Source organism: Anaerobutyricum hallii (assembly GCF_900209925.1).
Classification (GTDB): Bacteria; Bacillota; Clostridia; order Lachnospirales; family Lachnospiraceae; genus Anaerobutyricum; species Anaerobutyricum soehngenii.
This window is the reverse complement of record NZ_LT907978.1, coordinates 1,696,113-1,719,782: the sequence shown is the minus strand read 5'-3', so window position 1 is coordinate 1,719,782 and position 23,670 is coordinate 1,696,113. Positions and strand designations below refer to the sequence as shown.

Genomic DNA, 23,670 nt, shown 5'->3' with positions numbered 1-23,670 from the left:
AAATGCCCTGTCCACACAACGAAATCTCTATTGTGCAGCGCAGCCACCGCCAGTCTGCGGTTGCCGCCGCTGCTTACCAGAGCGGCGAAAAGCTGTTCTGTGAATATGACCAGGAAGTAAAACACTACCCGGAAAAGCGTGGTATCGTCCACAATGAAATCCTGCTCCCGGCAAACGCTCCCCTGGAGTACACAGACCGCAACACCCTCTGGAACGCTGCCGAAGCTGTTGAGAAGCAATGGAACTCCCAGCTTGCAAGGCGGTGGGTGCTTTCCATTCCCAGAGAGATACCGCCCGACCAGTACGCCGCCCTTGTACGGGATTTCTGCCGCCAGCAGTTTGTTTCCAAAGGAATGTGCGTGGATTTTGCCATCCATGACAAAGGGGACGGAAACCCACACGCCCATGTCATGCTGACCATGCGGGCAATGGATGAGCGTGGGAAATGGCTTCCCAAGAGCCGCAAGGTCTATGAACTTGATAAGAACGGGGAACGAATCAAGCTCCCGTCCGGCAGGTGGAAAAGCCACAAGGAAGATACGGTTGACTGGAACGACCGCAAATATGGCGAAATCTGGCGGCATGAATGGGAGGTCATCCAAAACCGCTATCTGGAAGCCAACAACCGCCCGGAACGAGTAGATCTCCGTTCTTACGAAAGACAGGGGCTTGATATTATCCCTACCGTCCATGAAGGGGCTGCTGTCCGGCAGATGGAAAAGCGTGGGATTCAGACGAACATCGGCAACCTGAACCGAGAAATCAAAGCCGCCAATAGTTTGATGAAGTCCATCCGGCAGCTTATTAAAAATCTCAAAGGCTGGATTGCGGAGCTTAGCGAAAAGCGGAATGAACTGCTTGCCCAAAAAGCTGCGGAGGAAGCGGTCTTTCTTCCCAATCTGCTGATGAAGTATATGGAGATACGAAAGGCAGAACGGAGCAGCTGGACACGGGCGGGACAAAGCCGGGGGACTTCCAAAGACTTAAAGGCAGTCAGCGAAGCCCTGTCCTATCTCCAGAGAAAGGGACTTTCCACCGTGGAGGATTTGGAAAACTTTATAGAAACGTCCGGGAAATCTGCCGCCGACTACCGAAAGCAGATGAAGCCAAAGGAAACCCGCAGCAACGTGATTGACGCTATCCTTGCCGCCCGGACGGACTGTAAGGAATGTAAGCCCGTTTATGAGAAATACCAGAAGATATTTTTCAAGAAAACTAAGGAAAAATTCAAGCTGGAACACCCGGAGGTTGCCCGGTTTGAGAAAGCCAGTGCCTACCTTGCCAAGCACCCGGACGATAAGGACAGCACGAAAAAGGAGCTTTTGCAGGAACAGGCGAAGCTTGTGGACGAAATCGCAGACTTGAAAGTACCGTTGACCGAGGTGCAGGAAGATTTGAAGAAGCTGTGGGACATCCGCTACTGGGTACGGAAAGCCACACCCGGCACAGAGGAAAGCAAAGAGCCGCCCAAGAAGCAGCCCCTCAAAGAAGTCTTGCAGGATAAGGCTGACGAGAAGAGAGCACAGAAAAACGCCCCGGCGCAGACGAAACACAAACAACAGGATATGGAACTTTAACAGGCACTTGCCATTTTCAGATTGAGAATGATAAGTGCCTTTTCTTTTTTACAAGGAGGAATTGATTTGAATGTATTTGAAGCTGTGAAGCAGTCCGTTACGACAAGACAGGCTGCGGAGCATTACGGAATCCGGGTAAACAGAAACGGGATGGCTTGCTGCCCGTTCCACAACGATAAGACCCCCAGCATGAAGCTGGACAAGCGTTTCCACTGCTTCGGATGTGGTGCAGATGGGGATGTGATTGATTTTGTAGCTGCCCTGTACGGGCTGGGGAAAAAGGAAGCCGCCGCACAGTTGGCGAGTGACTTCGGGCTTGCCTATGAGGACTGGAAGCCACCGGGCAGGGCAAGGAAGCCCAAGCCCCGGCAGAAATCCCCGGAAGAACAGTTCCGGGAAGCAAAGGCACATTGCTTCCGTGTCCTTGCCGATTATCTACACCTCTTACGGGTATGGAAAACCGACTATGCCCCGCACTCCCCGGAGGAAGCGTTTCATCCCCGGTTCGTGGAAGCCTTGCAGAAGCAAGCCCATGTGGAATATCTGCTGGATGTGCTGCTGTTTGGGGATACGGAGGAAATCGCTTCACTGATTACGGAACATGGAAAGGATGTGATACAGCTTGAACAGCGAATGGCAGAGCTTGCCGCCGCAGACGCAGCAAGAACTAAAAAACACCATGAACGCCATGCAGCCGCCCCAGAGCGTTGAGGAAGTAAAGGCAACTCTGGAAACCACCGAGAAAGGCGGTGTCCGCCAGAGCATACGGAACTGCCTGACCGTATTCCAGCGTGACCCGGTGCTTGCCGGGGCAATCGCCTATAACATCCTGACCGACCGAAAGGACATCATAAAGCCCATCGGTTTTCACAGAGAAAGCACAGCCCTGACCGATACAGACATGAAGTATCTGCTTCTCTATCTGGAGGAAACCTACGGGCTGACCAGTGAGAAAAAGATTGAAACCGCCATCGGGATTGTGGCGAATGAGAATAAGTACCACCCCATCCGGGATTTTCTGAACAGCCTTGCATGGGACGGGACGGAGCGCATCCGCTTCTGTCTGCGGCACTTTCTGGGGGCGGATGTGGACGATTACACCTATGAAGCCCTAAAGCTGTTTCTTTTGGGGGCGATTACAAGGGCATTTAAGCCCGGAAGCAAGTTTGAAATCATGCTGTGTCTGGTAGGCGGTCAGGGGGCTGGCAAGTCCACCTTCTTCCGTCTGCTGGCAGTCCGGGACGAGTGGTTTTCCGATGATTTGCGGAAGCTGGACGATGATAACGTGTACCGCAAGCTGCAAGGTCACTGGATAATTGAAATGTCGGAAATGATGGCAACCGCCAATGCCAAGAGCATTGAGGAAATCAAGTCTTTTCTAAGCCGACAGAAAGAGGTTTATAAGATACCCTATGAAACCCACCCGGCAGACCGTCCCCGTCAGTGCGTGTTCGGCGGTACTTCCAACGCCCTTGACTTTCTCCCCCTTGACCGTTCCGGCAACCGCCGATTTATCCCGGTCATGGTGTACCCGGAGCAAGCCGAGGTTCACATTTTGGAGGACGAAGCCGCTTCCAGAGCCTATATCAGCCAGATGTGGGCGGAAGCAATGGAGATTTACCGAAGCGGCAGGTACAAGCTGTCATTCAGCCCAGCCATGCAGCGGTATCTCAAAGAACACCAGCGGGATTTTATGCCGGAGGACACCAAAGCCGGGATGATACAGGCTTACCTTGATAAGTACACCGGGGAAACGGTCTGTTCCAAGCAGCTCTACAAGGAAGCCTTAAATCACACCTTTGACGAGCCGAAGCAATGGGAAATCCGGGAAATCAACGAGATAATGAACCAGTGCATTACCGGGTGGAACTACTTTTCCAATCCAAGAATGTTTGCGGAATATGGCAGACAAAAGGGCTGGGAGCGTGAAATCCCGGCAACGGACACCGACAACCCGCCCGAAAAATCTATGGACGGTTTTGTGGAGGTCACGGAGCAGATGGAGCTTCCATTCTGAAAATGACAGCCCGTTGCCGACTTCGTTGCTATCCCGTTGCCGAGCCGGTTGCCGGGGAAAAACCCATAACTGCGGGCTTTTCTCCCCTATGACAACCAAAACAACAGAAAAATAAAAGAAAAGTATAAATAGTAACCACCGCCAGATTGAGATTGTTTGCAAGGTCTTTTGAAGCCCGTTGCCGGACTTCGTTGCCGACACCCTCTGTCTGGCTATTTTCATGTATGGAGGATAACTGCCTATGGCAAAAAACAAAACAGAGATTCATGTGACCACTGTATTTGACGGGGAGCTGGACGCCACCGATGTGTTCGTCAGCCTGATTTCCCAGAAATACGGCAAGACAAATACAAAAGAATATCTTGCTAAAAAGAAAGAATTGAAGTATAATGAAGATGAGGTTCAAAAGAGCCGGATACCGTCTGGATTGTGTGGGTAAATGGCTATGATGAACGAAATGGAATACAGAACAATCGGTTCGGCACTTGCCGGGGGCTATCGTGCAGCGGTCTATTGCAGACTGTCAAAGGACGATGACCTGCAAGGCGAAAGTGCCAGTATCGCAAACCAGCGTGATATGCTGGAAAAATACTGCGAAAAGCAGGGATGGGAGGTTGTGGCAGTCTATCAGGACGATGGCTTCACAGGTCTTAATATGGAGCGTCCTGATTTACAGAGAATGTTGAGATCCATTGAGCGCAGGCAAATCAACCTTGTTATCACGAAAGACCTCAGCCGACTGGGGCGTAACTATCTGCAAACCGGGCATTTGATTGAGGACTTTTTCCCAAGAAACGGGGTGCGCTATATCGCCATGAATGACGGTATCGACACCTTACGGGATAACAACGACATTGCCCCGTTCAAGAATATCCTGAACGAGATGTACAGCAAGGATATTTCCAAGAAAGTCCATTCCTCTTATCTTCTGAAAGCGCAGAAAGGACAGTTTACCGGGTGTCTTGCCCCGTTTGGGTATCGGAAAGACCCGGAGGACAAAAACCATCTGCTCATTGACGAGGAAACCGCCCCGATTGTGCGGCTGATTTTCGGATATGCCCTAAACGGTCATGGTCCGAACTATATCCGCAGACGGCTGGAGGAAGAAAAAATCCCCTGCCCCACATGGTGGAACCGGGAACGGGGGCTTCGCAATACCCGCACCAAATGGGAAAAGAAAGACCCGGAAAACGGGCGGTATATGTGGGACTTCTCCGTTATCAAAGACCTTTTGATGAATCCCGTCTACACCGGGGCGATTGCTTCCCAGAAAAAAGACTACCGCTTCAAAATCGGCACGATTGGGGAAAAGAAACCGGAGGACTGGGTTGTGGTTGAGGGACAGCACGAACCGCTGATTGACCGCATGAGCTTTGATATTGTGCAGAACAAGCTGAAATCCCGCCAGCGTCCGGGGCAGACCAATGAAATCAGCCTGTTTGCCGGACTGATAAAATGCGGCGAGTGTGGGAAGTCGCTGACGATACGCTACACAAACGCAAAACATCCCCAGCGGATTTACTCCTGCAAGACCTACAATGCCTTTGGAAAGAACCACTGCACCCAGCACCGGATTGATTATGACACCCTTTACAGTCATGTGCTGCGGAAAATCCGGGAATGTGCCAGAGCTGCCCTGATGGACGGAGAAGCGGTTGCCGACCGCCTGACCAATACCTGTGAAGCCGAGCAGCGGGAACAGCGGGAAGCAATGGAACGCTCCCTTACAAGGGACGAGGAACGGATTGAGGTTCTGGACAAAATGGTAATGCGGCTTTATGAGGATATGATTGCAGGGCGTATCAGTGAGCAGAACTTCAACACCATGCTGGAAAAGACGCAGACCGAGCAGACGGAGCTTAAAACAAAAGTGTCCGAGGGCAGAAAGCGGCTGTCCGATGAAGTCCAGCTTGCCAATGATGCAAAACAATGGGTGGAAGCCATTCAGGAATACGCCAACATCACAGAGCTGGATGCAGCCACCCTTAACCGCTTAATCAAAGAAATCGTCGTGCATGAGCGCATTGACGAAGATAAAACAAGACACATTTCTATCGAAATTCATTTTAATCTCAAACCCATCCCGGAGGTGGAACAGGTCACTGCCTGACCTGTCCCGCCTGGATGGTTCTCTTAAAAACACCATATAGATTTTTGTACGCCGCCGCCCGCCATCGAGCAGAATTTTACACCTAATTGGGGATAAAACAGCTGATGAGCGGTGGTGGTGTTATCCTAATCGGAACACAGCTGATCCCGCTTCTGAGTGGATTATTTGGTTAAGAGAAAGGAGTAGAGATCCATGTTCAGTCAGATTTTTGATGCGATTGAGGAATGGATGAGGGAACTCTTAACCGGGATGATCACTTCCAACCTGGACACGATGTTTACTGATGTCAATCAAAAGACCGGTGAGATCGCTACCCAGGTTGGACAGACCCCTCAAGGGTGGAACGGCAGCATATTCAGTATGATCCGGAACTTATCAGATTCCGTGATCATGCCGATCGCAGGTATTATTATTACACTCGTACTCTGCTACGAATTGATTTCTATGCTGACCGAGCGTAACAACATGCATGATATTGATACCTGGATGTTTTTCAAGTACTTCGTAAAAATGTGGATCGCTGTATATCTGGTGAGTAACACATTTACGATCACAATGGCGGTATTCGATGTGGGCCAGCACGTAGTTAATTCTGCGGCCGGTGTTATCACAGGAAGTACCGCCATTGATATTTCTTCGGCATTGACGGATCTTTCCGCAACACTGGAAAGTATGGAAATCGGAGAACTTGTTGTATTGGCGCTGGAAACCCTTATCGCCGGCTTCTGTATGAGAATCCTGTCTGTACTGATCACAGTGATTATGTATGGACGTATGATAGAGATTTACCTATATACCTCAGTTGCGCCGATTCCATTCGCAACTATGAGCAACAGAGAATGGGGACAGATCGGCACAAATTATTTCAGAGGACTCTTTGCCCTGGCTTTCCAGGCATTTCTGATGATGGTATGCGTTGCAATCTATGCAGTGCTTGTTGCAGGTATCCAGTATTCAGATAATCTGAGTTCTTCATTATTTGGCGTTATGGCTTACACAGTAATCTTATGCTATAGCCTCTTTAAGACGGCATCCTTAAGTAAGTCGATATTTAACGCGCACTAAATTACAGAAAGGAGTGAAAATCATGGCATATGTCAGCGTACCGAAAGATTTAACGAAGGTAAAGAATAAAGTAGCATTTAACCTGACCAAAAGACAGTTGATCTGTATCGGGATAGGTGCTGCAATGGGAATTCCAAGCTATTTCCTCTTGCGTAATGTGATGGGAAACAGTAATGCAGCAACAGTCATGGTGCTTTTGATGTTACCGGCATTTTTATTTGCCATGTACGAAAAAGACGGGATGCATCTGGAAGATGTTCTGATGCATATGATCAGGGTGAAGTTTCTTCGTTCACCCGTTAGAAAATATGAAACTGAAAACTATTATGAGACAGATCCGGAACAGATCAGACAGTCTCCGGATACAGGAAAACCGAAAGGAGGAAAAACGGTTGCGAAAAAAGAAAAATAAGAAAACTGTCGCAGATACCGGATACAAAAAAGTAGACAGAAAAGAGAAAAAGAAAAAAGAAAAGCAGGAGGAAAAACGCAGGCAGAAAAAACTGTCCGTCCAGCAGTCGATCGCTTATAAGGAAATGGGAAGAGATGGAATCTGCAGGGTACAGGGAAAAACTTATTCTAAGTGTATCCGCTTTTATGACATCAACTACCAGCTGGCTCAGAATGAAGATAAAAATGCAATCTTTGAAAACTGGTGTGACTTCCTCAATTACTTTGACAGCAGCATCCATTTTCAGCTGAGCTTTATCAACCATAAGAGCAGCATGAAGGAGTTTGAGCAGGTCATCCGGATCCGACCACAGGAGGATGCTTTTGATGATGTCCGTATGGAATACGCAAAGATGTTGAAACAGCAGCTGGCAAAAGGAAACAACGGTCTGGTGAAGTCAAAATATATCACCTTTTCCATCGAAGCGGATAATATCCGGGAAGCAAAGCCAAAGCTGGAACGTATTGAATCAGATATCCTGAACAACTTCAAGATCCTTGGAGTTCCGGCATATCCGCTGAATGGCGTGGAACGTCTGCAGATACTGTATGAGACTTTCAATCCGGATATCATGACAGACTTCCAGTTTGATTATGGTTCCATGATCCGGACAGGACTCAATACAAAGGATTATGTGGCACCGACCAGTTTTGTATTCCGAGACAGAAATACGTTCCAGATGGGAAATACTATCGGGGCTGTCTCTTATCTGCAGATCCTGGCACCGGAGCTTACGGATAAGATGCTGGCAGAATTTCTGGATATCGATAAGAACCTGATCGTCAACCTGCATGTCCAGTCTGTGGATCAGATGAAGGCAATCAAGCTGGTAAAAAGCAAAGTGACGGATATCAACCGTATGAAAATCGAAGAACAGAAAAAAGCAGTCCGGGCCGGATACGACATGGATATCATCCCATCGGATTTGAATACTTATGGAGGAGAAGCCAAACGTCTTTTGGAAGATCTGCAGTCACGAAATGAGCGTATGTTCCTTGTAACAGCGCTCTTTTTAAATACTGCAAAGACAAAACAGGCACTGGATAATGCCATCTTCCAGACGGCCGGTATTGCACAGAAATATAACTGTGTGCTGAAACGTCTGGATTATCAGCAGGAAGAAGGATTGATGAGCAGTGTTCCGTTGGGAGTAAATCATATCCCAATCAAGCGGGCTCTTACGACTACCAGTACAGCAATCTTTGTTCCGTTTACGACACAGGAACTTTTTATGGCAGGAGAATCCTTATATTACGGATTGAATGCACTCAGTAACAACATGATTATGGTGGATCGTAAAAAGCTGAAAAACCCGAATGGTTTGATCCTTGGTACGCCTGGATCCGGTAAATCCTTTGCAGCAAAAAGAGAAATCACCAACGCTTTCTTTGTTACGAAGGATGACATTATCATCGGAGATCCGGAGGGCGAGTATTATCCACTGGTCCATGCACTTGGCGGACAGGTAGTACACATTTCACCGACCAGTAAGGATTATATCAATCCAATGGATATCAATATGGATTATTCCGATGATGACAATCCACTTGGTGTAAAATCCGATTTTGTCCTGTCCTTATGTGAGCTGATCATGGGAAGCAGGGATGGCATTGAAGCAGAGGAAAAATCAGTGATCGACCGTTGTCTTCCACTGGTGTATCAGAAGTACTTTGCAGATCCAAAACCGGAAAATATGCCGGTCCTTGGTGACCTGTATGATTGCCTCAGAAAGCAGAAAGAACCCCAGGCCCAGAGAATTGCAACAGCACTGGAAATCTATGTAAATGGATCACTGAAAGTATTCAACCATAGAACCAATGTGGAACTGAATAACCGTATTGTCTGCTTTGATATTAAGGAACTTGGAAAGCAGCTGAAGAAAATCGGAATGCTCATCGTCCAGGATCAGGTATGGAACAGAGTTACGATTAACCGCGGCATCAAATCTACCAGGTACTATATCGATGAATTCCATCGGACGAGACGTTCCGCTTGTTGAATAGACAGCGGGGTCAGTAGCCGTCCATAAAAAGAAAAGCTACTGATACAACTGATATGGTGTTGTTCAAATGAAGGGGTAACGCCCGGAAGGGACACACACAAACTCCCTACAGCGTGATAGTTGTGCAAGAACTATCGGGTTGTCAAAAGTTAGGGTGAAGAGCAAAAAGCAGGTCCTAACAGGTAAGGCTGAGGAAAGATTCACAGAGGTGTGGGTTGCCTGTGATTATGTAGTGAAGCTGTATATGGTGAGTATCCACGGAAGTGGGGACGAACTGACGATTTAAAGAGTCTAAAATTCGAATGCGTTGAAAAGCGTATGCCAACGGTTTGGCGCTGATTACCGAAAAGTAACTGGGTGGAAGTGAAAGTCGGAGCATTGTTACAGGCAATGGAAATCAGCAGGCTCAAAGGAAGCACCTAAGTACAGTATATTGCATCATATTGGAACGTCGAAAGCAACGAACAGCGAGCAGTTGCACATGCTATGACCTGTTGGTAAGGAAAACACACTGTATAACTTACCTTTATCGTTGTGAGAGCGGAGGCACGAGCGATGAAGCTTCTGTAATGGGAGTGGAGCAACAGCCTCTAGTGGGACGACTGGTCAGTCTGCCAGTCGACAAAACAAGTGTAATAAAGTAATGCAGTTAACATTCATAGGTTCGAGTATGACTAAGAGAAACAAGTCTTGCGAGAGTGAGGTGATGTTGACTATGCAAAGAAAGGAATTGTTAAAGAAAAGTGCTATCCGATATGCTGAGTACTACGGCATGGTCGAAGTACAGGACGCATTATATGCGGATAGTGCGAGCGAAAAGATTTTCACGAATCTGATAAGTATTATCGGTTCAGATGCCAATATCAAAATGGCATACCGCAATCTCAAATCAAACAAAGGAAGCAGCACACCTGGTGTCGACGGTAAGACCTTTAAGGACTTAGCTGAGATGTCAGAGGAAGCATTGGTTCAATGTGTTAGGGACAAAATTCTTAACTATCAGCCTAAAGCGGTGAGAAGGGTATATATCCCAAAGCCAAATGGGAAAATGCGACCATTAGGAATCCCTACGGTATTAGATAGGATTGTACAACAAAGCGTGTTGCAGGTCATGGAGCCTATATGCGAAGCCAAGTTTTATCGGCACAGTTATGGTTTCAGACCGAATCGTAGCACTAAGAATGCCGTTGCCGTGTGTTACAAACTGGCGCAGGTGGACGGATTCCACTATGTAGTTGATGTAGATATCAAGGGATTTTTTGATAATGTCGACCATGGAAAGCTACTAAAACAGATATGGACGATGGGAATACGTGATAAAAGGCTGATTTCCTTAATTGGAAAAATGCTAAAAGCTCCAATTGAAGAAAATGGGGTTAGAACGGTACCCGACAAAGGCACGCCACAGGGCGGTGTACTTAGTCCCTTACTGGCAAATATTGTGCTGAATGAGCTTGATTGGTGGATAGCCAGTCAATGGGAGGAAATGCCTGCAAAGCATCCTCTGAAAAGCGATATTTATATGAATAAAAATGGTACTCCGAATAAAGGGAATCTGTACAAGAAGTTGCGACAGTCCAGATTGAAAGAGTGCCACATAGTGAGATATGCGGATGATTTTAAGATATTTTGCAGGTCGTATTCTGATGCTTCCAAGCTAAAGCATGCGGTCGAGCAATGGCTAATGGACAGACTAAAGCTGGAAACATCTCCAGATAAGTCACGAATTACGAATCTTACCAAAGGCTATAGCGACTTCTTAGGCATAAAATTTAAACTTTACAAGAAGGGAAAGAAATGGTCTATCAAGTCTCATATGACTGACAAAGCCATCAATTCTCAACGAGTGAAGCTGAAAAATGCCATGGCGCAGGCCTGTAAATCTCACGAGAGTGAACAATCACAGCACGATGACCTCATCAGATACAACCAAGCAGTCGTAGGTATGCATCAGTACTATAACATGGCTACTATGATAAATTCAGATGTTCACAGACTGTTCCCGTCGATTGACATAACCATGAAGACGAGACTGAATAGTCGGGCTGACCTCTCCAAGGAAAAACCGCCGACATTGAAAGGTGCGATGGACGAATATTTCTATCAGAAATATGGGGAGTCCAAACAGGTTAGATATATCAATGGTATGATTGTCGTTCCTGTAGCATACTGTAGGACGCAAAATCCAATGTTCTACCGAGTGGACACCAATCGTTACACCCCACAGGGACGTGAACGTATTCACCGCATGCTTGCTAAATCTGAATATGGAGAAACGCTGTTGAAGTTGAGTAGAGATAACGACACGAATCATAGTATCGAATTCTGTGACAACCGCCTATCAAGATTTGTGGCATCAAAGGGTAAGTGTGAACTCTCAAAGGTGTCTCTTGCGTTTGAAGATGTGGAATGCATATATCTTAATCCACCAAGCCAAGGTGGTACGGATGAATATGCAAACCTCAGAATCGTACACAAAGATATAAAGAGCCTTATCTATTCTAATGACGTGAAAATCATCAAGTCCCTCATCGATTTATTCGATTGTAGGGGACCTGCCAAGATTGCAAAGCTCAACAAATGGAGAGCTAAAGCAGGATTGGAAGCAATTAACCTTATAACAATTAACCAGACTTTGAAGTGACTGTATTAGCAATAAAGACTTATCCCATGGAACGCCGTGTGCAATGAAAGTTGCTTGCACGGTGTGGCTCGGGGCGAAAGGCGTGAAAGCGTCTGACCTATCGAGATTTCTGCTCAAAGAAGAACAGACAGCAGCTTATTCCGTAGAAATCTGGAAGAGATTCAGAAAATGGGGAGGCGTACCGACTGGAATCACACAGAATATCAAAGATCTTCTTGCCAGCAGGGAAATTGAAAATATCTTTGAGAACAGTGATTTTATCCTGATGCTGAACCAGGCTGCAGGTGACAGACAGATCCTTGCAAAACAGCTGAATATTTCCCCGTATCAGTTGTCTTATGTGACGAATTCCGGGGAAGGAGAAGGACTTCTTTTCTATGGAACAACAATTATTCCATTTAAGGACAAGTTCGATAAGAACTTGAAGCTGTACAGTTTGATGACTACAAAACCGGAAGAAGTTGAAAAACGAGAGAAAGAAATGGAGGCGGAAAAGCATGAAGGAAATTGATAAGATCCGAATCAGGCAGTGGAATCAGGATAATCCTTACATTCAGATGAAAAATCTGGAAAATGCACAGCCTGGATACCGTGTTCATACAGTCAATGATGATCATCATCTGTATGAACTTCCGCTGGAAACACAGAACATTATCCTTGATTGGGTATTCTGGAACTTTTATCCGGCACAGAAGATCTATCCACATCTTACCAGTGATGATCTGAAAGAAGTTTTGTATAAACGTACCCAGATTCATCTGTACAATAATCAGTTTAAGGAAGCTATGCTGATCAATGGTTTCTGGCCGAGAGATCCGAGTGAATTGAACTGGGTATTTCATATCCAGGCGAGCTCTCCAGCAATCAGGACACAGGCAGATGGTTATCCTGGTATCCCGATTATAGGACGCCAGGAACTGAATGAGTACAGAAAGAAAAGTTGTGCCAGGAGGTGATGACCTATAGCTGGAAAAGAATTTAAAGGCAAGGATAAAAAGGTCGCAAAGATGACCAGGGAGGGTTTGACAGAAGAAAACCTCCGTGATGGTAGTGTAAAAGATATCAGTCACAGGAGCCGGGGGCGACCGGAAAATAAAGAAGAATTTGTTCCGGAACGGGAACGAAAAAAGACTGAGGGCGAAGATTCAAAATCAGGAAAAGGTAAACGACTGCAAATGGAAAAGATCCGGAAATCTTCTGTCCAGCAGGAAGCTGTTGAGGATACAGTTGAAGTCACACCGGAAGAAAAAGTATCCGGATATCGAAAGAAACTGCATCGTCATGAAAAAATCCCAGATGATGATAACAATCTGAACAGCCAAAAGAAATCCATTCGGAAGAAGCAGCTGCAAAAACAGATGACCAAAGAACAGGCAAAAGCAGGAAGATTATCCTTTGATGATGAAGGAAATCAGATGGTGAAAGGTGCTGGCATGAAACCGGGAGGGACAGCCGGGAAGTACATTGCCACACAAGCTGCTATATCTGGCATGAAAGCAGTCACTTCCGAAGAGGAAGAAACAGATGAAAATGCAGGTGTGGAAAGTGCCCGACTTGCAGAGCGTGAAACAGAAGCTGCGTTACGTGGTCTGCGTCATGCTCAGATCCGGAGCAAACGAACGGATGTGAAAACCCATCGCAGAGGATATCGTGAGGCTACCGTAGAAAAGAAATTGAAATTTGGTTCTGCAGAAAGTATGGAAGGAGTCAAACATGCAGAATCGGTAAAGAATGCTGAGCAAAAGAGACATTTCTATAACCGCTTCTTCCAGAAAAAACGATATAAGGATGCATACCGGGCAGCCAAAGCCGGAAAATCCGCTGGCAGTCTGGGTGGAGCAACAACCATTGCCGGTGTCGAGAACATGACGGTAAAAGCAAAGATTGCCTTGAAAGAGATCATAAAGCGTAATCGTGCCATGTTCGCAGGCATCGGTATTTTTGCGCTTCTTTTTCTAGTCATAGCGGTATCTCTGGGGAGCTGCAGTGCTTCTATCGAGGGTGCTGGATCTGTGATCGGTATCACAACGTATCCAAGTTCAGACGAGGATATCTATGCTGCCGAAAATCAATATGCTGCTTTGGAAAGTGCCTTGAACCAACAGATCAATGAGATGGAACGAAGACATCCAAATTATGACGAGTATCAGTACAACATTGCTGAGATTGGTCATAATCCATACCATCTTATCTCGTATCTTACTGCAAAATATGGGGACTGGACGTACTCAGATGTTGAAAATGAACTGCAAGCTCTTTTTGAAGCACAATATCATCTGAATACAGAAGGTCGAACAGAAACGGTGACAGAAACCAGAAATGTTCGAGTCGGAGAATCATTAGGACAGGTAGTGACAAGCGGATATTGTAATTGTCGAATCTGCTGTGGTGTATGGTCAGGCGGACCAACTGCCAGTGGTGCATATCCAACTGCAAACCATACCATTGCTGTAGATGCTTCCAATCCATTTGTGCCGATTGGCACTAAGGTAGTAATGAATGGTGTGGAATACACAGTTGAGGATACCGGAGCCTTTGCACGATATGGTGTGCAGTTTGACGTTTACTATGATAACCATGCTGCCGCTTCTGCTCATGGACATCAGACCTGGGAAGCCTATATCGCAGATGACAATGGCAGTCAGGAAGTAACGGTTACCAGTACAAGCACTAAGAAGATTCTATATGTGACACTGACAAATGGAAGCTTTGACGCTGTGGCAAGAGCCAATCTGAATGCGGAGCAGCTGATCATCTATAATGCATTAAATACGACATATGGAAACAGAAATTATCTGTGGGATGTAAACAATGTGACCAGTGGATCAGGCGGTAATGGAATGAGCTATGAGATTCCACCGGAAGCACTGCAGGATGAAGAATTTGCCCGAATGATCCGGGAAGCAGAAAAATATCTGGGAGTGCCTTATGTATGGGGTGGCTACTCTCCGTCGGGATTTGACTGCTCAGGTTTCGTATCTTATGTCATTAACCACTGTGGTAATGGCTGGAACTATGGACGATTGACCGCGGATGGATTAAGAGGCGTATGTACTTATGTATCACCGGGAGAAGCAAAACCAGGAGATCTGATCTTCTTTCAGGGAACGTATAACACATCTGGTGCAAGCCATGTGGGTATCTATGTCGGTAACAATATGATGATCCATTGTGGGGATCCGATCCATTACTCAAATATCAGCACATCCTACTGGCAGCAACACTTCATGTGCTTTGGAAGACTGCCATAAATGGGTGATTGAAGGGAGGTGAAAGTTTGAATAAAAAGATTAAAAAATATCTGGATGAAATTGCCAAGACAGAGAAAAAGATCGCGGATCTGCAGCAATATCTTAGGGGTGTCCAGGCTGCATTAAAGCAGGAAGAGGACAATGAGATGATCAGGTGCATCCGTGGTATGAAGATGGATAATGATCAGTTATATGATCTTTTGGATGGTATCCAGAGTGGAAAAGTTAAATTTCAGGTAAGCAGGGAGTCTGACGATGAAGGTTCAGGCTCCTTTGTATTCACAGAAGAAAATAAGGAGGAATATCAGAATGGTGAAATGGAAGAAAATGAATAAGAAAATAGCAGGACTGCTGTTGGGAGTCATGATGCTTTTTACAGCATCAACCACAGCATTTGCCTATGTGGATGAATCGGCAGAGGCATCCAAAGTAGAGACAACTCAGACGGAACAGTCAACAGACAAAGAAGAGAAAAAGGACGAGGCGACAAACACAAACGAGGTGCTGCCGGAAGATGGAACAGACAAGGGAACTGCATTTACGACACCTGGCAATGGTGAAGTCAAGGATGACATTACCGATGATTCCACAAAGGAATTTCTTACGGTTACAACGAAGAATAACAACACTTTTTATATCGTGATCGACCGTAGTGCCACATCACAGAATGTCTATATGTTATCCCAGATTGATGAGAATGATCTGTCCGAATTTCTGGATAAAGACAGCACTGCTACTGTCGTAACACCACAGCCAGATAAATCAAAGGTAGTGCTGGATGAAACAAATAATGAGGATGTAGACAAGGAAGCTACTGTTGATCTTGAGAAAACATCATCTGCAAAATCTAATATGGGTGCAATGGCAACTATCCTGATCCTGGCACTCGGCGGTGTGGCAGCATACTACTACTTCAAAATCTATAAGCCAAAGAAGGAAGAAGAAGAGGATGATCAGCCGGAAGGCTTAGAAACAGGGGACTTAGAGACTGTAGAAGATGATGAAGAACTGGATGACGAGCCAGAAGATTTTGAGGATTCAGAAAAATAAATAAAATTTTTTTAACGGAGAGCCTGTAAAATGCAGTCTCTCCTTTTGTATATGTGAAGGAGGTAATACATCATGTATTTAGTAATTGCAGAAAAACCAAGTGTATCAAGAGCAATCGCAGAGGTGATTGGAGCACAGGAACGAGAAGACGGATATTTAAGAGGAACCGACTGTATGGTCAGCTGGTGTTTCGGACATCTGGCAGAATATGTTTCACCGGATTTCTACGATGAAAAATTTAGTCAGTGGAGATATGAAGATCTCCCGATCATCCCGAAAGACTGGAAAGTTACAGTCTCAGAAGATAAGAAAGATCAGTTCTATATCTTAAAAAGACTGCTTAATAGTCCGGAAATTGAATACGTCGTAAATGCCTGTGATGCCGGACGTGAAGGAGAATTGATCTTCAAACATGTCTATGACTTGTCTGGAAGTAAAAAGCCGGTGAAACGATTATGGATCAGTTCTCTGGAAGATTCCGCAATCCTTGATGGAATGCAGCATCTGAGATCCGCGGAGGAATACCGACATCTGGCCGAAGCTGCTGTATGCCGTTCTCAGGCTGACTGGCTGGTAGGAATGAATGCAACAAGAGCTTACACCACAAAGTACTTCAAAAAGCTGACAGTTGGAAGGGTTCAGACACCGACACTTGCCATGTTGGTGGAACGTGCCGGACAGATCAGCAATTTCCAGAAAGAAAAGTATTTCAATGTGGAACTGGATTGTGATGGAATTCCGGCTATAAAGCCAAAAATCTTTGATCCGGATAAGGCAGAACAGTTAAGAAGCAGATGCCAGGGAAGTGAAGCTAGTATCAGCGCAGTAAAAGAAACAGAAAAGAAAGTAAAAGCACCAAAGCTTTATGATCTGACCACACTGCAGAGAGAAGCAAACCGTATCTACGGAATGACAGCCAAACAGACACTGGATACCGCCCAGAGCCTGTACGAAAAGAAACTGATCACTTATCCAAGAACGGACAGCCAGTATCTGACCGAAGATATGGAACAGACCGCAAGAAATGTGGTTCGTCAGATTTATGAGAAATATCAACTGACAGGTCCGTTTGATCAGCCGGAGCAGCCAGATGTGAAGAAAGTCATGAATAACAGTAAAGTGACAGATCACCATGCAATCATCCCAACGATGGAGCTTGCATCCTGTCATCTGGGTGAACTGAAATCCTGGGAAGAAAAGATCCTGTTTCTAATCGCAGTCCATACAGTCATGGCAATGAGTAAGGATCACATTTACCAGGAGACAGAGATTGAAGTGGAATGCCAGGGAGAAATCTTCAAAGCAAAAGGAAAAACCGTCCTGCAGGATGGATGGAAACTCTTTGAAAACTGCTTCAAAAATAAGGATCGCATGGCAATCGTAGATCCGGATCAGGAAATGAAAGAGAGAATGCCGAAAGTAACCCAGGGACAGACTTTCTATGCTGTAGCTGCAGAAAAGACAGAACATTTTACATCGCCACCAAAACCATACAGCGAAGATACTCTCCTTGCGGCAATGGAAACAGCTGGAAATAAGGAATTCGATGAAGATACGGAAAAGAAAGGATTAGGAACTCCGGCAACAAGAGCCGGTATCATCGAGAAACTGATCTATTCCCAATATGCTACCCGAAAAGGAAAAAAGATTCTTCCAACAGATGATGGAAAAGTCCTTGTGGAGATCCTGCCAGACTTTCTGAAATCTGCAAGTATGACTGCAGAATGGGAAAATCAGCTGCTCTTGATGGAGCATGGAGAGATTGCACCGGAACAGTTTATGACTGGGATCAAAAACATGCTGACCATGATGCTGAATGGATGCGATGCGATTTCCGAAGAAGAAACAAGAAGATTTCAGACCAGAGAAAGCATTGGAACATGTCCGGTATGTGGAAGCCTGGTATATGAAAGCAAACCCAACTTCTATTGCAGCAACCATGATTGTCACTTTGCGCTCTGGAAAGATAACCGCTATCTGCAGAGCATGGAAAAAACCATGGATAAAAAGATGGCTGCAGAACTTCTGAAAAACGGAAGTGTGCATGTGAAAGACCTGTATTCCAGAAAGAAAAATATGTACTTTGATGCAGATCTCCATATGGATACAGATGAAACCGGAAAGGTGAATTTTTCTTTATCCTTTCCCAAAAAGAAACCAAAAAACAAAAGCAAAAAGAAATAAGAAAACAGATTAGAGGAGGAAACGAAGAATGAATTTTAATGAATTTGTAAATGAAGTAAAGGACAATATCAGACTCTTTTTACCAAAGGATTATGAGAATGCCGAGGTATCCGTTATGGATTACCAGAAATTAAACACTACTTATAAGGGCCTGATGGTGAAAAAGGAAGACGAAACGATCACTCCGACCATCAATATGAATCAGCTCTATAAAGCTTATCAGGATCAGCCGGGAGTAACGATGGAAAGCGTATACAGAAGAATCGCAGATGTCGTTGTGGAAGCACCGATCCAGGTGAATCTCAAATCCATCTTGGATTATGACATTGCAAAAGATAACCTGTTTATCCGTGTATCATCGGCAGAGAGAAATAAAGATATGCTTGCGAATGTTCCGCATCAGTTAAAGGAAGATCTTGCGATCACCTATCATGTGGCCGTCAGCATGGATGAGGAAGGATTGAGTTCTATGCTCATCAAAAATGATTTGCTCAAACAATACGGCATTACAGCAGAACAGCTTCACGAAGATGCAATGAAGAGTTCTCCGCGTATTATGGCACCTGAAGTATCTTCTATGGGTGCAATAATGGAGGAATTGGTCGAGAAAGATCTGTTCATGATGTCACCGGAAGAAAGAGAAATGCTACAGGAATCTATTAGAGAATCCACACAGATGCCATCCTTTTTTGTAGTGACAAATCAGCAGAGAATCGATGGTGCCGGTGCTCTCTTTTATCCGGAAGTGATGGACAATCTGGGAGAAATTCTTGGACAGGATTACTTTATTCTCCCGTCATCAATCCATGAAATGTTGGTTCTTCCGGATAATGGAGAAGTCAGTGCAGATGAATTAAGGATGATGGTCACAGAAGTTAATGAGACTCAGGTAGCACCTGCAGAACGCCTTACCAATGATGTCTATCACTTTGATACAAAGGATCACGTCTTTGAAAAAGCTGACAGATTCACAGAACGTCAGAAAGAAAAAGAAGCACAGGCTGCAAAAACAGAGAAAACAGGAAAAGAACAGCCAGATCAGAAACCGAAAACAAAGAAGCACGATATGGAACTCTAATAAAAAAAATCATCTCATCAACTAATAAAAAGCCCTGCGGCATAAGCACAATGTCGTGGGGCATTTTTGGAAAGGAGTATTATGACAGAACAAAATAAAACTACTACAATTCCACTGCCGGTCCAGGGAAAAGATATGGACAGCATTATGCAGTCACTGGAATCCGGTGTGGAAGAACTTTTTACAAGTAACCGCTATCAGGAATTTCTTAAAACCATGGCAAAGTTTCACAATTATTCCTTTAATAATACAATGCTGATCGCCATGCAGCGACCGGATGCCACACTTGTTACCAGCTACAAAAACTGGCAGTCCATGGGTAGACAGGTCATGAAAGGTGAAAAAGGAATTACGATCATCGCACCAGCACCATATAAGAAAATGAAGGAAAAAGAGGTTCTGGATGAAAATCAGCGACCAATCATGGGAACCGATGGAAAACCTAAGACTGAAAAAGTGGAAGTTACGGTTCCACATTTTAAAGCAGTTACGGTATTTGATATTGCTCAGACATCCGGGGAACCAATCCAGACACTAGCACCGGAATTATTGACTGTAGCTGTACAGGATTTTGATTCTTTCATGCAGGCTATTCAGAAAATATCCCCAGTACCGATACGATTTGATGAGATCGATGGCAATGCCAATGGATATTATCACAATGCAGATAAGGAAATTGTGATCAAAAAAGGACTCAGTGAAAGCCAGACCTTAAAGACTGCTATTCATGAAACAGCCCATGCAAAATTGCATGACAGGGAAATCATGGAAAGCCTTGGTGTAGAAAAAGACCGATTGACAAAAGAGGTCGAGGCTGAATCCGTTGCTTACTGTGTGTGCTCTTCCTTTGGTTTGGATACATCGGATTATAGTTTTCCTTACATTGCAGGTTGGAGTAGCAGCCGGGAAATGAAGGAAATGAAAGCATCTATGGATGTGATCCGCAAGACAGCTGGTGAAATGATTGATCAGCTGACAGAAGAACTGGAAATCAGTCTTGAAGAAAAACAGAAAACAGAATTACATGAAAAATACGGAATTCTGGTAGATACACTGGAAGCAGCCGGATACCACTATGATTATCGGGAAAGCGAACCGGGACATATTGTACTGGCGCCGGATGGGACGCATGAAATTGCCGGCTATCTACAGTTTGAATCATGGGGAGATATCCAAAACTGGCTGGAAGACACGATTACAGAAGGGACGGATATTTCGGAGAGAGTTGATCGGGCTATGTACCCATTTAAGTATGATTATACCCTAGAGGAAGAAATGTTCAGAGGTAATGGTGACCGCTATGCGATTTATCATGTGGATGAAGACACACCGGGAAAACAACATTTATTTATGAATATGGCAATGGTCAAAGAAGATGGCATTACAATCGATGCAGCAAATTATAAGTGTGTCTATTCTGGCAGATTACATGAAAATGAAAAGCTGGATGATTTGTATGCCGTATTCAACGATAATCCACCGGCAGATTATAAAGCACATTCTATGTCGGTCAGTGATGTTATCATTACAAACCGTGGTGGGGATATGCAGGCATATTACGTGGATCGATTTGGATTTGCAGAACTTCCAGAGTTTGCAGCACAAAGAGAAAAAATACTCGATATTGTCCCGGAAATAGAAAATGTGGATTATGAAAATGATCTTACATGTATCAGCTTTTATGCGGCTGAATGTGCTGAATTTCCTGTAATGGGTGAAGTACATTATGACCTGACATTACCGGAAGCCTTGGAAGCTTATGAGAAAATCCCATCAGAACGTATGCATGGACTGAAATGTGTTGGCTTTGATCTGAAAGACGGAAGTGATTATGAAGGAATGCAGAGTCTGATGATTGAAGGAAAAATACAGAAAGAATTTTTGAATTCGATTCCTGGATTTAGAGAAAATTCTTATGTGCAAAATGCAATCAGTCGTGTGGAAAAGTACTTGGAAGAAAGACATCTAAATGTGGAAAATCCTCTGAAATCCAATAAGAAAGTGGATAACGAAAAAAATATAAGCGAAGAAAAAAACGAGAAGGAGCTGAATATACAGATGAAACCAATACCGAAAAAGAAAAGGGGGGAAATGAGCCTATGAGAAATGTAAACCTGGAAGAAAACGAACTGACTATTACTGCTATCTTCCAGCAGCACACAAAGGAAGAAACAATCCAAACACTGAAAGAAGCTTTGGAAGTTTTGGAACAGGAAGAAAGTGATACTGAGAATGATGAAATGATTGAGATCATCAATTCTACAGTTGGAAAATTACAGCAGATCGAAGACAAATACTACTATTCTCTGGATCTGAATTATTATCTGAATAACTTGGAGGACGATGCCTATGAAGCTTAATCAATTTGCAGTCTACCGAGTAGATCAGCAGACAGCAGGAAAAGCACTGTGGCATCTGCCATATCAAGAGGCAAGACAGCATAATGTGTCGATTACTGTCGAAAATTACCGATTAATCTCGATTCATGAAATGCAGGAAAATGAAAAAGTCGCTGACATCTGGAAACGGACGAAAAATCAATGCGAAGTCAGTGACGTGCTCGTATTGAACAAGAATGGAGAAATCAGCTGCTACTATGTAGATGAGAACTATCCACAGTATCTGGCTGGATTTATTCGTATCAACACATCCGGTGCACTGATCACTATGGAAACTGAGAATTATCAGATTGATGGGAAAAAGGGGAACTGGATTGCAACAGACACCATCATTATTGATGGAAAACAGTTTTATTTGATGGAACATCAGGTATACCGAAATCAGGCCCAGGGTGTTATCCTGGATGCCTATGGAAAAATGGTTGTCGAAGAATGTAAGAAATTCGATGAAAAGACAAAACAAAAGATTCATGATTACATCCAACAGCAGGTACCGCTAAATCCGGTCGAACAGCTAAAACAAGATGGTAAAATCCGTCTGGAACATTACCAGAAATTCTACCAGAACGGCACTTATGAACGAAGCAGAGAATCTGGTACAGAAGCTAACTATGATATGGTGGACGGTCTGGTGAATAATCAGAAGAAGAACCTGGAAAAAATTTCTGATGCACGCAACAACAAACAGACGTCCCAAAATCAACAAAATAATAAACCTAAGAAACGAAGGTCCGTAATCAAACGACTGCATCAGAAACAGATTGCCATTGCTCGCCGGTCCGGAAAGCCGATACCAAAGTACCTAGATCAGGAAATGGAAAGAAAGCGGGGATAGAATATGCGAAGGTTAAAGTGTGAAAAAGAAACGATTATTCTGACCAATGAAGATGACGGATTCTATGATGTGTATACCTTCAACCAGAGCTTGCAGAAACGGTTACGAGTCTTTGCTGAGAAGTATCCGGATGATTGCTGGTTGAAAGAATCTTCGGAGGATGGAAGTGAAACGTATATGATCAAAAAGGGAAGATTATCTTTAAAACTGGTTCCGCCATATAGCACTTCAAGAAAAATGCAGGCAAAGGATATCAGCAAGATGAAAGAACCTTCATAGGACGCGATTTAAGAGAAAAATGCTATGTGTAGACATGGAAAAATGAAAGCAAAATACGTTAGATGATAAAGTGTATAGGCTCAAAAGGGAAAGTGCCCTTTTGGGCCTTATTTTGTGCTTTTTTATAATAGATACCACAAAGACAGAAAGAGAAAAAGTCAAAAAACATTACAGCCCTTTATAAATCAATTTCCTGAATATATGTCGCTGGTGGAAGAATTAAAAGATTGGGCCGTATTTCTTAGAATATAGAAAGTGTAGCTTCGAAGGAGTGTGACTTATGAAAGATTCTCAAGGCGAAATTTGCTCTAGTTATCACGAAAAGGATCTATGCAAAAAGCCTTCTACTTATCTGGTGTTTTTGGAAAATAGGAGTCCTGTACTACTAAATAAAAAGTTTTTCTTACTATATTTCCACAATATATTGACTATATTTATAAAATGTAGTAATCTTAGAACGACATATATACAAAATATTTCGGAAATGTATTCGTGGAGGAGACTTTTATGGAGTCTAAAAGAGACAAATTTATTAGATTAGCAGAAAAAAGAATGGATAATATTTTAAAAGGTATTGACTTAATGGGCAATTTATCAAATTCAAACAATTATGAGTATACTCAAGAAGACTTGAATAAAATAATAAGAACATTAAAAAGTGCAGTTTCCGATTTAGAGCATAAATATAATGTTGCTGGTGGTACTAAAAAATTCAAGTTATAGAGTGT

Annotated in this window: 20 protein-coding genes and 2 pseudogenes; all 22 read left to right on the top strand. The window is 44.2% G+C overall.

What is annotated here, in order from left to right; translation table 11 throughout:
* Positions 1-2 precede the first annotated feature (2 nt).
* The 22 genes and pseudogenes from mobQ to EHLA_RS07700 all read left to right on the top strand — a co-directional run bounded on the left by mobQ (position 3) and on the right by EHLA_RS07700 (position 23,665).
* Positions 3-1,577: a MobQ family relaxase gene (mobQ, locus tag EHLA_RS07810; RefSeq protein WP_002595105.1), complete on the top strand. Its 1,575-nt coding sequence runs from the start codon at positions 3-5 to the stop codon at positions 1,575-1,577.
* Between the two features lie 66 nt (positions 1,578-1,643).
* Positions 1,644-2,288: a CHC2 zinc finger domain-containing protein gene (locus EHLA_RS07805; RefSeq protein WP_002595104.1), complete on the top strand. Its 645-nt coding sequence runs from the start codon at positions 1,644-1,646 to the stop codon at positions 2,286-2,288.
* Positions 2,257-3,594, top strand: a complete 1,338-nt coding sequence (locus EHLA_RS07800; RefSeq protein ID WP_007047420.1) for a virulence-associated E family protein — start codon at positions 2,257-2,259, stop codon at positions 3,592-3,594. The genes EHLA_RS07805 and EHLA_RS07800 overlap by 32 nt, the downstream gene beginning before the upstream one ends.
* A 241-nt stretch (positions 3,595-3,835) precedes the next feature.
* Positions 3,836-4,033 (top strand): hypothetical protein, encoded by a 198-nt coding sequence (locus EHLA_RS07790; RefSeq protein ID WP_002595102.1) that lies wholly within the window; start codon positions 3,836-3,838, stop codon positions 4,031-4,033.
* Complete coding sequence (locus tag EHLA_RS07785; RefSeq protein WP_005335872.1) at positions 4,034-5,704, top strand: recombinase family protein; 1,671 nt, start codon at positions 4,034-4,036, stop codon at positions 5,702-5,704.
* Positions 5,705-5,793: 89 nt separating this feature from the next.
* A pseudogene (locus tag EHLA_RS07780) lies at positions 5,794-5,877 on the top strand (Maff2 family mobile element protein); the annotation flags it as partial.
* A 19-nt stretch (positions 5,878-5,896) separates the two neighbouring features.
* Positions 5,897-6,769: a VirB6/TrbL-like conjugal transfer protein, CD1112 family gene (locus EHLA_RS07775; protein WP_015514791.1), complete on the top strand. Its 873-nt coding sequence runs from the start codon at positions 5,897-5,899 to the stop codon at positions 6,767-6,769.
* Positions 6,770-6,791: 22 nt separating this feature from the next.
* On the top strand, positions 6,792-7,181 hold the full coding sequence (locus tag EHLA_RS07770; RefSeq protein ID WP_055163308.1) for a PrgI family protein: 390 nt from the start codon (positions 6,792-6,794) through the stop codon (positions 7,179-7,181).
* Complete coding sequence (locus tag EHLA_RS07765) at positions 7,132-9,219, top strand: VirB4-like conjugal transfer ATPase, CD1110 family (RefSeq protein WP_242970765.1); 2,088 nt, start codon at positions 7,132-7,134, stop codon at positions 9,217-9,219. The genes EHLA_RS07770 and EHLA_RS07765 overlap by 50 nt, the downstream gene beginning before the upstream one ends.
* A 718-nt stretch (positions 9,220-9,937) precedes the next feature.
* Positions 9,938-11,866 carry a group II intron reverse transcriptase/maturase gene (gene ltrA / locus EHLA_RS07760; RefSeq protein WP_242970684.1) on the top strand — a complete coding sequence of 643 codons (1,929 nt, stop codon included), beginning with the start codon at positions 9,938-9,940 and terminating at the stop codon, positions 11,864-11,866.
* A gap of 94 nt (positions 11,867-11,960) precedes the next feature.
* Positions 11,961-12,377, top strand: a pseudogene (locus tag EHLA_RS07755) (VirB4-like conjugal transfer ATPase); the annotation flags it as partial.
* Positions 12,364-12,822, top strand: coding sequence for a hypothetical protein (locus tag EHLA_RS07750; protein ID WP_055183032.1), 459 nt, complete (start codon positions 12,364-12,366; stop codon positions 12,820-12,822). The pseudogene EHLA_RS07755 and the gene EHLA_RS07750, both read left to right, overlap by 14 nt.
* Before the next feature lie 51 nt (positions 12,823-12,873).
* A complete protein-coding gene (locus EHLA_RS07745; protein WP_096240129.1) occupies positions 12,874-15,117 on the top strand; it encodes a CD1108 family mobile element protein in 2,244 nt (747 codons plus the stop codon).
* Positions 15,118-15,143: 26 nt separating this feature from the next.
* Positions 15,144-15,452, top strand: coding sequence for a DUF4315 family protein (locus EHLA_RS07740; RefSeq protein ID WP_005334805.1), 309 nt, complete (start codon positions 15,144-15,146; stop codon positions 15,450-15,452).
* Positions 15,427-16,167, top strand: coding sequence for a CD1107 family mobile element protein (locus tag EHLA_RS07735; RefSeq protein ID WP_096240127.1), 741 nt, complete (start codon positions 15,427-15,429; stop codon positions 16,165-16,167). The genes EHLA_RS07740 and EHLA_RS07735 overlap by 26 nt, the downstream gene beginning before the upstream one ends.
* Positions 16,168-16,239: 72 nt before the next feature.
* On the top strand, positions 16,240-18,351 hold the full coding sequence (locus EHLA_RS07730; RefSeq protein WP_096240124.1) for a DNA topoisomerase 3: 2,112 nt from the start codon (positions 16,240-16,242) through the stop codon (positions 18,349-18,351).
* A gap of 28 nt (positions 18,352-18,379) precedes the next feature.
* Positions 18,380-19,429, top strand: a complete 1,050-nt coding sequence (locus tag EHLA_RS07725) for a DUF5688 family protein (protein ID WP_096240122.1) — start codon at positions 18,380-18,382, stop codon at positions 19,427-19,429.
* Between the two features lie 81 nt (positions 19,430-19,510).
* A complete protein-coding gene (locus EHLA_RS07720) occupies positions 19,511-21,532 on the top strand; it encodes a YodL domain-containing protein (protein ID WP_096240120.1) in 2,022 nt (673 codons plus the stop codon).
* Positions 21,529-21,789, top strand: coding sequence for a transposon-transfer assisting family protein (locus EHLA_RS07715; RefSeq protein ID WP_096240118.1), 261 nt, complete (start codon positions 21,529-21,531; stop codon positions 21,787-21,789). The genes EHLA_RS07720 and EHLA_RS07715 overlap by 4 nt, the downstream gene beginning before the upstream one ends.
* Complete coding sequence (locus EHLA_RS07710; protein ID WP_096240115.1) at positions 21,779-22,663, top strand: YodL domain-containing protein; 885 nt, start codon at positions 21,779-21,781, stop codon at positions 22,661-22,663. The genes EHLA_RS07715 and EHLA_RS07710 overlap by 11 nt, the downstream gene beginning before the upstream one ends.
* Before the next feature lie 3 nt (positions 22,664-22,666).
* Entirely contained in the window at positions 22,667-22,942 is a 276-nt protein-coding gene (locus EHLA_RS07705; RefSeq protein ID WP_096240113.1) for a molecular chaperone, read from the top strand.
* 507 nt (positions 22,943-23,449) lie between these two features.
* Entirely contained in the window at positions 23,450-23,665 is a 216-nt protein-coding gene (locus tag EHLA_RS07700) for a hypothetical protein (protein WP_096240111.1), read from the top strand.
* Positions 23,666-23,670: the final 5 nt, after the last annotated feature.

What these genes read in the sequence shown, in the direction of transcription:
- EHLA_RS07700 (WP_096240111.1), top strand. Translation starts at nt 23,450, where the DNA reads ATGGAGTCTAAAAGAGACAAATTTATTAGATTAGCAGAAAAAAGAATG.
- EHLA_RS07790 (WP_002595102.1), top strand. Translation starts at nt 3,836, where the DNA reads ATGGCAAAAAACAAAACAGAGATTCATGTGACCACTGTATTTGACGGG.
- EHLA_RS07745 (WP_096240129.1), top strand. Translation starts at nt 12,874, where the DNA reads ATGACCAGGGAGGGTTTGACAGAAGAAAACCTCCGTGATGGTAGTGTA.
- EHLA_RS07750 (WP_055183032.1), top strand. Translation starts at nt 12,364, where the DNA reads ATGAAGGAAATTGATAAGATCCGAATCAGGCAGTGGAATCAGGATAAT.
- EHLA_RS07770 (WP_055163308.1), top strand. Translation starts at nt 6,792, where the DNA reads ATGGCATATGTCAGCGTACCGAAAGATTTAACGAAGGTAAAGAATAAA.
- EHLA_RS07710 (WP_096240115.1), top strand. Translation starts at nt 21,779, where the DNA reads ATGAAGCTTAATCAATTTGCAGTCTACCGAGTAGATCAGCAGACAGCA.
- EHLA_RS07735 (WP_096240127.1), top strand. Translation starts at nt 15,427, where the DNA reads ATGGTGAAATGGAAGAAAATGAATAAGAAAATAGCAGGACTGCTGTTG.
- EHLA_RS07705 (WP_096240113.1), top strand. Translation starts at nt 22,667, where the DNA reads ATGCGAAGGTTAAAGTGTGAAAAAGAAACGATTATTCTGACCAATGAA.
- EHLA_RS07775 (WP_015514791.1), top strand. Translation starts at nt 5,897, where the DNA reads ATGTTCAGTCAGATTTTTGATGCGATTGAGGAATGGATGAGGGAACTC.
- EHLA_RS07785 (WP_005335872.1), top strand. Translation starts at nt 4,034, where the DNA reads ATGGCTATGATGAACGAAATGGAATACAGAACAATCGGTTCGGCACTT.
- EHLA_RS07720 (WP_096240120.1), top strand. Translation starts at nt 19,511, where the DNA reads ATGACAGAACAAAATAAAACTACTACAATTCCACTGCCGGTCCAGGGA.
- EHLA_RS07715 (WP_096240118.1), top strand. Translation starts at nt 21,529, where the DNA reads ATGAGAAATGTAAACCTGGAAGAAAACGAACTGACTATTACTGCTATC.
- ltrA (WP_242970684.1), top strand. Translation starts at nt 9,938, where the DNA reads ATGCAAAGAAAGGAATTGTTAAAGAAAAGTGCTATCCGATATGCTGAG.
- EHLA_RS07725 (WP_096240122.1), top strand. Translation starts at nt 18,380, where the DNA reads ATGAATTTTAATGAATTTGTAAATGAAGTAAAGGACAATATCAGACTC.
- mobQ (WP_002595105.1), top strand. Translation starts at nt 3, where the DNA reads ATGCCCTGTCCACACAACGAAATCTCTATTGTGCAGCGCAGCCACCGC.
- EHLA_RS07730 (WP_096240124.1), top strand. Translation starts at nt 16,240, where the DNA reads ATGTATTTAGTAATTGCAGAAAAACCAAGTGTATCAAGAGCAATCGCA.
- EHLA_RS07800 (WP_007047420.1), top strand. Translation starts at nt 2,257, where the DNA reads ATGAACGCCATGCAGCCGCCCCAGAGCGTTGAGGAAGTAAAGGCAACT.